The organism is Streptomyces sp. A0592 (assembly GCF_004795115.1).
Lineage (GTDB): Bacteria > Actinomycetota > Actinomycetes > Streptomycetales > Streptomycetaceae > Streptomyces > Streptomyces erythrochromogenes.
The window spans coordinates 23,032-31,829 of sequence record NZ_SSBM01000058.1; the positions used below are offsets into that span (position 1 = coordinate 23,032).

Sequence of the window (8,798 nt, forward strand, 5' to 3'; positions counted from 1 at the left end):
AGCCGCCCGGGGGAGATCGAGTTTGAGCAACATACCGGAGACCGGCCGGACCCCTCGGGTCCAGAACCGGCTCGTCGTCATCCAGGTCGTGGTCTTCTCCCTCCTGCTCACGCTGGGCGGACGGCTCTGGTACCTCCAGATCCGCAACGGCACGGAGTACACGGACGAGGCGAAGAACAACCACGTCCAGCAGGTGGTCCAGCCGGCGGTGCGCGGCTCGATCCTCGACTCGCGCGGGGTTCCGCTCGCCGACAACGCCACCCACCTCGTGGTCTCCGCCAGCCGCACCGAGCTGCTGACCATGAAGGACAAGGGCAAGTCCGTCCTGACCCGGCTCGCCGGGGTCCTCGGCACGGACCCCCAGGAGGTCATCGACAAGGTCCGGCTCTGCGACTCCAAGACCAAGCAGCCCTGCTGGAACGGCTCCCCCTACCAGCCGATCCCGGTCAGCGACGAGGCGACCACCGAGCAGGCCCTGCAGATCCGCGAGCACCCCGAGGACTTCCCGGGCATCACGGCCGAGGCGACCGCGCTGCGCCGCTACGCGTCCCCGGACCAGGCCAACACCTCCCAGGTGCTGGGCTACCTCTCCCCGGTCACCGACGAGGAGATCGCCAAGGCGAAGAAGAGCGACTCCCCGTACCTGCGCTCCGACCAGGTGGGGCGCTCCGGCCTGGAGCGCACCTACGACAAGGAGCTGCGCGGCAAGGCCGGCATCACCCGCTACGAGGTGGACAACCTCGGCCGCGTCATCGGGCAGGGCCAGACCGATCCGGCGCAGCCCGGCTCGAACATCGTGACCTCGATCGACTCCCGCGTGCAGGCGGTCGCCGAGCGCGAGCTGAACAACGCGATGATCGACGCCCGCAAGGTCCACGACAGGAACACCGGGCGCAACTACGAGGCCGACTCGGGCGCGGTCGTGGTGATGGAGACCAAGACGGGCCGGATCGTGGCGATGGCCTCGAACCCGACCTACGACCCCAACGCGTGGGTGGGCGGCATCTCCGGGAAGGACTACGCCTCCCTCACCGACAAGGAGTCCAACTACCCGCTGCTGAACCGGGCGATCCAGGGGCAGGCGGCGCCGGGCTCCATCTTCAAGGTCGTCACCTCGACCGCCGCGGTCAACGCCGGCTACCCCTTCAACAACCGCTACCCCTGCCCCAGCTCGTACTCGGTGGGCAACCAGACCTTCACGAACTTCGAGTCGCAGGGCCACGGCGACATCACCATCGGCCGGGCCCTGGAGGTCTCCTGCGACACGGTCTACTACCTGATCGCCGACCAGGAGTGGAAGAAGGACGGCGGCATCAAGCCGAAGAAGGACCCGAACGACTGGTTCTTCAAGACGGCCCACGACTTCGGTCTGGGCAAGCGCACCGGCATCGACCTGCCCAACGAGGTGCCCGGCCGGATCCCCGACCGCAAGTGGAAGCAGGACTTCTTCGACGCCAACAAGGACGCCTGGTGCCGGGACGGCAAGAAGAACGGCAGCTTCGCCGAGAAGATCGCCTACGAGAACTGCCGCCAGGGCAACCAGCTGCGCGAGGGTGACGCGATCAACTACTCCATCGGGCAGGGCGACACCCTCGTCACGCCGCTCCAGATGGCGTCCGTCTACGCGGCCATCGCCAACGGCGGCACCCTGCACCAGCCGAGCGTCGGCAAGGCGATCGTCAGCGCCGACGGGACGTCGGTGAAGGAGCTCGCCCCCAAGGAGACGGGCAAGCTCCCGATGAACGCGAAGACGCGCGACAACATCGACGCGGCCCTCGCCGGCGTGGCCACGGACGGCAGCGCCGCCTGGCGCTTCGGAGGCTGGCCGCAGAAGCAGATCCCGATGCACGCCAAGACCGGTACGGCCGAGGTCCAGGGCAAGCAGACCACCTCGTGGTTCGCCTCGTACACCGAGGACTACGCGATCGTCATGACGATCTCCCAGGGCGGCACCGGCTCCGGGGCCTCCGGCCCGGCCGTCCGCAAGATCTACGAGGCGATGTACGGGCTCGACCCGACGGGCAGGCAGGACCTCACCAAGGCCCTCCTGCCCAAGCCCGCCACCGCTCTGCCCGCGATCCGGCCGGACGATGAAATCTCCCCCGGCGGAGCCGGGAATTAGGACAGGATCTGACCGCATCGCTCCGTAGCGTGGGGGTTGTCGGGGGAGAGGCCCCCGGCGACACCCCACGCAGAGGCGGTCCGGTCATGGCTCAGATTTCCACCGAGGTCCTCGGCGACGAGCGCGGCACGCTCCTCGCCTTCGTCGAGGCCCAGCGCACGGCGATCCGCGAGGCGCTCCTCGGGCTCGACGAGGAGCAGGCGGCGAGCCGCCCGAGCGCCAGCGAGCTCAGCCTGTCCGGTCTGCTGAAGCACGTGGCGGAGGTCGAGCTGAACTGGCTGCGCCTCGCGCAGCAGCGGCCGAACGAGCGGCTGCGCGACGAGGCGAGCTACGGCGACAGCTTCCGCCTCGTCGAGGACGAGTCCATCCCGTCCGTGCTGGCCTTCTGGGACGGGGTCCGGCAGGAGACGGAGGCCTTCGTCGCCGCCGTGGCGAGCCTGGACGAGACGTTCCCGCTGCCGCCGGCGCCGTGGTTCCCCAAGGACACCAAGGTCTCGGTCCGCTGGATGCTGCTGCACCTGGTGGAGGAGTTCGCCCGGCACGCCGGCCACGCGGACATCGTCCGCGAATCCCTCGACGGCACCAAGGCCATGGGCTGACAACAGGGGGCTTAGCCTGGCCCCATGTCAGCGATCCGGCTTCTTGTCCTCGGCGCCGTCCGCCAGCACGGGCGGGCCCACGGGTACCAGGTGCGCAACGACCTGGAGTACTGGGGCGCCCACGAGTGGTCGAACACCAAGCCCGGGTCGATCTACCACGCGCTCAAGCAGATGGCCAAGCAGGGCGTCCTGCACGCCCACGAGGTGGCGCCGAGTGCGGCGGGCGGGCCGCCGCGCACCGAGTACGAGGTGACGGACGCCGGCCGCGAGGAGTACTTCAGGCTGCTGCGCGAGGCCCTCGCGGCGTACGACCAGAAGACGGACGTGCTGTCGGCGGCGATCGGCTTCATGGTCGACCTGCCGCGCGAGGACGTGCTCGGGCTGCTCCGGGAGCGGCTGGCGAAGCTGGCGGGCTGGCGGTCGTCGGTGACCGACTACTACACGCCGGAGGGCGGCCCGGAGGCGCTGGGCCACATCGGCGAGATCATGCACATGTGGGTCCACTCCGCGGACGCGGCGGCGGAGTGGACGCGGGGGCTGATCGCCCGGATCGAGGGGGGCGCGTACTCCTTCGCGGGCGAGGGCGGCGAACCGTTCGTGGGGGTGCTGGCGGAGGGCCAGGAGAACCCGTACGCCTAATCAAGTTTGACTAGCCCGCGGGCGGGCATTACCTTGGCGGTCGCAGTAATCAAATTTGACTAGTGAGGGTGGGAGTGGTTTTGGCGATCTCCGTCGAAGGTGTCCACAAACGGTACGGCGACAAGCAGGCCCTGGCCGGGCTCGACCTGGAGGTGGCGCCCGGCACCGTGCACGCGGTGCTCGGCCCGAACGGCGCCGGCAAGACCACGGCCGTGCGGATCATGACCACCCTGCTCCGCCACGACGAGGGGGTGGTCCGGGTGGCGGGCCGCGACGTGCGCAAGGACCCGGCGGCCGTCCGCTCGCGGATCGGGCTGCTCGGCCAGCACGCCGCGCTCGACGAGGAACTGGCCGGCCGGCAGAACCTGGAGATGTTCGGCCGCCTCCACCACCTGGGCGCCCGCCGGGCCGGACAGCGGGCCGACGAACTGCTGGAGCGCTTCGGCCTCGCCGACACGGGCCGCAAGGCCGTCAAGCAGTACAGCGGCGGCATGCGGCGCCGGCTCGACCTCGCGGCCTCCCTGATCACGGACCCGCAGGTGCTCTTCCTGGACGAGCCGACCACCGGCCTCGACCCGCGCGGCCGCGCCGAGGTGTGGAGCGCGGTCCGCTCCCTCGTCGGCGGCGGCACCACCGTACTGCTCACCACGCAGTACCTGGAGGAGGCCGACCAGCTGGCCGACCGGATCGCCCTGATCGACGGCGGCCGGGTCGCGGCCGAGGGCACGGCCGACGAACTGAAGGCCCTGGTCGGGGCGGACCGGATCGTCGTCGTCCTGCGGGACGCGGCCCGGCTGGCGGAGGCCGCGCGACTGCTGCCCGACCCCACCGTCGACCCCGACACCCTGACCCTGAGCTTCCCGGTGGAGGACCGCATGGCGGGCCTGTCCCGGACCCTGCGCACGCTTCAGGACGCGGGCATCGAGGCCGCCGACCTCGCCGTCCGGCGCCCCACGCTGGACGAGGTCTTCCTGCAACTGACCGACCGCGAGGAGGTGGCCGCATGAGCGCCGCATGGGTGGTCTCGGACTCCTGGACGATGACCCGGCGGGAGCTGGCGCACTGGGCGCGCCAGCCGGTCCAGATGCTCGTCGGCCTGGTCTTCCCCGTGATGATGCTGCTGATGTTCGGCTTCCTGGTGGGCGGCGGCCGCGGCATCGACGGGGAGTACGTCGAGTTCCTGGTTCCGGGGATGCTCGCCCTCACCATGGTCTTCGGGCTGGAGGCCACCCTGACGGCCGTCACCCAGGACCTGAACAAGGGGGTGATCGACCGCTTCCGCGCCATGCCCATGTCCTCCTCGGCGGTCCTGGTGGGCCGCAGCGCCGCCGACATGCTCCAGTCGGCCGTGGGACTGCTGGTCCTGGCCGCGGTCGGGCTGCTGCTCGGCTGGCGCTGGCACGGCGGCGCGGCCGCCGCCCTGCTCGCCTTCGGGCTGCTCCTGCTGCTGCGCCTCGCGATGCTGTGGATCGGGATCTGGCTCGGCATGGTCGCGGGCCGCCCGGAGCTGGTGCAGGCGGTGCAGATCCTGGTGTGGCCGGTGGGCTTCCTGTCCAACGCGTTCGCCACGCCGGAGTCGATGCCGGGCTGGCTGGGAGCGGTGGTGGAATGGAACCCGCTCTCGGCGACGGCCACCGCCGTCCGCGACCTCTTCGGCAACCCGGCCGCGGCGCCCCCGTCGTGGGCCGCCGACCACGCGGCCCTGCTGGCGGTCGCCTGGCCGCTCCTGCTGCTCGCGGTCTTCTTCCCGCTCGCGGTGGGCCGCTACCGGGGCCTGAGCCGGTAGCCGCCGAAGAGGGACTTGCACCTCACGCGGCGTGAGGGACCACAGTGAAGGGCGTACCCGAGCAGAGGAGGGAAGAAATGGGCTTCTCCGTGGGCCAGGTCGCCGGTTTCGCCGGGGTCACGGTGCGCACCCTGCACCACTACGACGAGATCGGCCTGCTCTCCCCGAGCGGCCGCAGCGGCGCGGGACACCGGCGGTACGACGACGCCGACCTGGACCGGCTGCAGCGGATCCTGTTCTACCGGGAGCTCGGCTTCCCCCTCGACGAGGTCGCGGTCCTGCTGGACGACCCGGAATCGGACCCACAGGAGCATCTGCGCCGGCAGCATGCCCTGCTGACCGACCGGATCGCCCGGCTCCAGCAGATGGCCAAGGCCGTTGAGCACGCCATGGAGGCGAAGAAGATGGGCATCAACCTCACGCCCGAGGAGAAGTTCGAGGTCTTCGGGGACCACGACCCGGAGAGTTACGCGCAGGAGGTCGAGGAGCGCTGGGGCGACACCGAGGCGTACGCCGAGTCGCAGCGCCGGGCGGCCTCGTACACGAAGGACGACTGGCAGCGGATCCAGGACGAGTCCGCCGCATGGGGCCGCCGGTACGTGGCGGCCATGGAGGCGGGCGAGCCCGCCGACGGTGAGCGCGCGATGGACCTGGCCGAGGAGCACCGCCTGCACATCCACAGGTGGTTCTACGACTGCCCGTACGAGATGCACACGTGCCTCGGTGAGATGTACGTGGCGGACGAGCGCTTCACGGCGTTCTACGACGCGATGAAGCCGGGCTTCGCCGCGCACCTGCGCGACGCGATCCTCGCGAACGGCGTGCGCAACGTGTAAGCGGAATGTCACGCAGACGACCCCCGCCGGTACCTGGAACCGGGCGGGGGTCGTGTGCGTTGATAATTGAAACCGCCCCCATCGGCACTTCCCCTCGATCCAGGAGAGCCCGGAACCCGTGTATACGCTTGCGCTCGGCCCACAGTGGCTGTCCCCGGACTACCTGATCTCGCACTTCGGCCTGATCGGCATCCTGGTCATCGTCTTCGCCGAGTCGGGTCTCTTCGCCTTCCTTCCCGGCGACTCCCTGCTCTTCACCGCGGGCCTGCTGGTCGCGGACGGGAAGTACATCACGCAGCCGCTGTGGCTGGTCTGCACCCTGATCGTCGCCGCCGCCATCATCGGCGACCAGGTCGGCTACATGATCGGCAAGTACTTCGGGCCGAAGCTCTTCAACCGTCCGAACTCCAAGCTCTTCAAGCGGGAGAACCTGGACAAGGCGCACGAGTTCATGGACAAGCACGGCCCCAAGGCCATCGTGCTCGCCCGCTTCGTGCCGATCATCCGCACCTTCGCCCCGATGGTCGCGGGCGCCGGCACGATGAAGTACCGCACCTTCCTGACCTACAACATCATCGGCGGCATCGGCTGGGGCGCGGGCGTCACCATCGCCGGGTACTGGCTCGGCCAGATCGAGTTCATCAAGACGAACGTCGAGCCGATCCTCGTCGGCATCGTCCTCGTCTCCGTCATCCCGGTGGTCATCGAGGTGCTGAAGGCCCGCAAGGAGGCCAAGGCGAACGCCGGCCAGGCCCCGGAGGCGGTGGCCGCCGACGGCACCGGCCCGCAGTCCCCGGGCCAGCGCGGGCGCCACGCCAAGCGCTGATCCGGCCCGCCGGAGCACTCCGTACGCCCCCGCAGCCCTCGTCAGGGCCTGCGGGGGCGTACGTGCACCCGGAGGGGTACGGGTACCCGGGCTCCGGTGTCAGAAGCCCCGGGTCCGCTTCGCGGCCCGGCGCTTGGCGGCGCTCGCGGCCCCCGGGATGCGCATGAACAGCCGTGAGGCCTCCGAACCGAGGTTGACCCCGATGGCGATCGCCAGGGCGATGGCCGCGGCGTTCACCAGCGAGCCGAGGCCCTCGTTCAGCCGGTTCTCGGCGATCAGGAGCAGCCCGTAGTACGTCGCCGAGCCGGGCAGCAGCGGGCCGATGGCGGCCGTCACGTACGGCAGGGCGGAGGCGAAGCGGTAGCGGGAGAAGAGCTGTCCGAAGAGGCCGACCAGCCCGGCCGCGACGCACGTGGACGGCACGGGCGGGATCCCGCCCGCGTAGTGCAGCGCCCCGAAGGTCACCCAGGCCACCCCGCCGTTGAGGGTCACGATCCACACCGTGGAGCGCTCCTGCTGGAGCAGGATCGCAAAGGTGAAGACCAGCACCATGGAGGCGGCGATCTGGATCAGTGGCCGCTGCTGGATCTGGAGCACCTCTTCCGGCCGCGGAGAGGCGTCGAACTGCAGCCCGACGTAGAGCACCACCAGGACGCCCATGATGATGCCGATGAAGAGGTACATGACCTCCAGCAGCCGGGCCGACGCGGTGATGTAGTAGCCGGTCAGACCGTCCTGCACGGCCGCGACCAGGGCCCGTCCCGGGAGGAGCGCGAACAGCCCACCGGTGATCACCGCCGAGGCCTTGACGTCGATCCCGGTCATGTTCAGCGCCACACCGATGGCGGCGGGCGGCATCGCGGCCACCACGAACTGGTAGAACTCGGGCAGCCCGCGCCCGGCGCACAGCCAGGCCAGGCGGTCGCCGAGGACGGCGCCGATCGCAGCGGCGACGAAGACGAGGACCCCGCCGCCGACGAGGGTGGAGGCGGCTCCGGCGAGCAGCCCGGCGGAGGCGGTGAGCATCCAGCCCGGGTACGGGTGCCGGTTGCGGCGGATCTCGGCGAGGCGGCGGTAGGCCTCTTCCAGCGACACGTCGATCTCGTGGGCGCTGATGTCGTCCACGAGCCGGAACACGGCCGCCAGCCGGTTGTAGTCGGTGCCCCGGCGCCGCACGGTCCGGTTGGCCGACACCGGGTCGCCCACCAGCGACGGGTGGTGGGTGATCGACAGCATGGTGAAGGTGACGGTCGGCTCGCACCGGTCCAGCCCGTAGCTGCGGGCCACCGCGAACATCGCGGCCTCCACGTCCTCGGCGCCCTCGCCGCCCGCGAGCAGCAGCTCGCCGATGCGCAGCGTCAGGTCGAGCACGCGGCCCACGGCGGGGCCGGCCTCGCTCTGCCGCTGGACGAGCTCCGGTACGGGCCGGACGTCGACCGGCATGCGCAGCATCGTGCGCATGCGGTCCTGCCAGGGGGATTCCTTCATCCGCGCGACGGGGAAGCCCTGGCCCGGCGTGTAGGCGTGCGGGGACTGCGCGGCCCGATAGGTGGCGGGGGCCGCGAAGGCCGATCCCTCGGGCTCCGGCGCCGTCGGCTCCGCGCCCGCCGGAAGAGCGAATTCCGAGGTCGGCTGGTCCTCCTCCAGAGGCTCCGGCTCGATCCCCGGCGGCGGCGTGAAGGCGCTGCGCGCCTCGTCGGACAGGGGCTTCCTGTCCTCTGCCCCGTCGGCCTGCGCCACGCGTCCTCCAGTCCGTGATCACCCGGAGTATCAGTATGCGGAATCGTTTCCTCCCTCCGCATACCCAGCCCGGCCGAGCGCCCGCACGACTGATCGACCGCACCGGCCCGGGAACGCGACGGCGGGCGCGGGGGAGTGCCCCGGCCCGTCACCGCCGAGCGTCAGCTCAGTGGTGGCCGCCCTGCGCCTCAAGGCGCTTGTAGGAGGCCTCGATCTCGGCCTCGGCCTCGGTGCGGCCCACCCAGTTCGC

Annotated in this window: 7 protein-coding genes and 2 pseudogenes; 7 read left to right on the forward strand and 2 right to left on the reverse strand. The window is 70.7% G+C overall.

Annotated features, from left to right (window positions below; translation table 11 throughout):
- Window positions 1-22: 22 nt before the first annotated feature.
- The 7 genes and pseudogenes from mrdA to E6U81_RS37250 form a co-directional block, all read left to right on the forward strand.
- Window positions 23-2,089: pseudogene (gene mrdA, locus E6U81_RS37220) on the forward strand (penicillin-binding protein 2); the annotation flags it as partial.
- 119 nt (window positions 2,090-2,208) lie between these two features.
- Window positions 2,209-2,721, forward strand: a complete 513-nt coding sequence (locus tag E6U81_RS37225; RefSeq protein ID WP_136234419.1) for a DinB family protein — start codon at window positions 2,209-2,211, stop codon at window positions 2,719-2,721.
- Window positions 2,722-2,745: 24 nt separating this feature from the next.
- Window positions 2,746-3,360: a PadR family transcriptional regulator gene (locus E6U81_RS37230; RefSeq protein WP_136234420.1), complete on the forward strand. Its 615-nt coding sequence runs from the start codon at window positions 2,746-2,748 to the stop codon at window positions 3,358-3,360.
- A gap of 74 nt (window positions 3,361-3,434) precedes the next feature.
- Window positions 3,435-4,367 carry an ATP-binding cassette domain-containing protein gene (locus tag E6U81_RS37235; RefSeq protein ID WP_136234425.1) on the forward strand — a complete coding sequence of 311 codons (933 nt, stop codon included), beginning with the start codon at window positions 3,435-3,437 and terminating at the stop codon, window positions 4,365-4,367.
- Window positions 4,364-5,146, forward strand: a complete 783-nt coding sequence (locus tag E6U81_RS37240) for an ABC transporter permease (protein ID WP_136234421.1) — start codon at window positions 4,364-4,366, stop codon at window positions 5,144-5,146. Before E6U81_RS37235 ends, E6U81_RS37240 begins: the two co-directional genes overlap by 4 nt.
- 77 nt (window positions 5,147-5,223) lie before the next feature.
- Entirely contained in the window at window positions 5,224-5,982 is a 759-nt protein-coding gene (locus tag E6U81_RS37245; RefSeq protein WP_136234422.1) for a MerR family transcriptional regulator, read from the forward strand.
- A 118-nt stretch (window positions 5,983-6,100) separates the two neighbouring features.
- Complete coding sequence (locus E6U81_RS37250) at window positions 6,101-6,808, forward strand: VTT domain-containing protein (protein ID WP_136234423.1); 708 nt, start codon at window positions 6,101-6,103, stop codon at window positions 6,806-6,808.
- 99 nt (window positions 6,809-6,907) lie between these two features.
- Here the strand turns inward: E6U81_RS37250 and E6U81_RS37255 are convergent, their stop codons facing one another.
- Together E6U81_RS37255 and E6U81_RS37260 are read right to left on the reverse strand one after the other, a co-directional pair.
- On the reverse strand, window positions 6,908-8,548 hold the full coding sequence (locus E6U81_RS37255; protein ID WP_136234424.1) for a threonine/serine exporter family protein: 1,641 nt from the start codon (window positions 8,546-8,548) through the stop codon (window positions 6,908-6,910).
- A gap of 166 nt (window positions 8,549-8,714) precedes the next feature.
- Window positions 8,715-8,798: pseudogene (locus tag E6U81_RS37260) on the reverse strand (inorganic pyrophosphatase); the annotation flags it as partial.

Coding starts and splice junctions, on each gene's coding strand:
- E6U81_RS37245 (WP_136234422.1), top strand. CDS start 5,224: ATGGGCTTCTCCGTGGGCCAGGTCGCCGGTTTCGCCGGGGTCACGGTG.
- E6U81_RS37225 (WP_136234419.1), top strand. CDS start 2,209: ATGGCTCAGATTTCCACCGAGGTCCTCGGCGACGAGCGCGGCACGCTC.
- E6U81_RS37230 (WP_136234420.1), top strand. CDS start 2,746: ATGTCAGCGATCCGGCTTCTTGTCCTCGGCGCCGTCCGCCAGCACGGG.
- E6U81_RS37240 (WP_136234421.1), top strand. CDS start 4,364: ATGAGCGCCGCATGGGTGGTCTCGGACTCCTGGACGATGACCCGGCGG.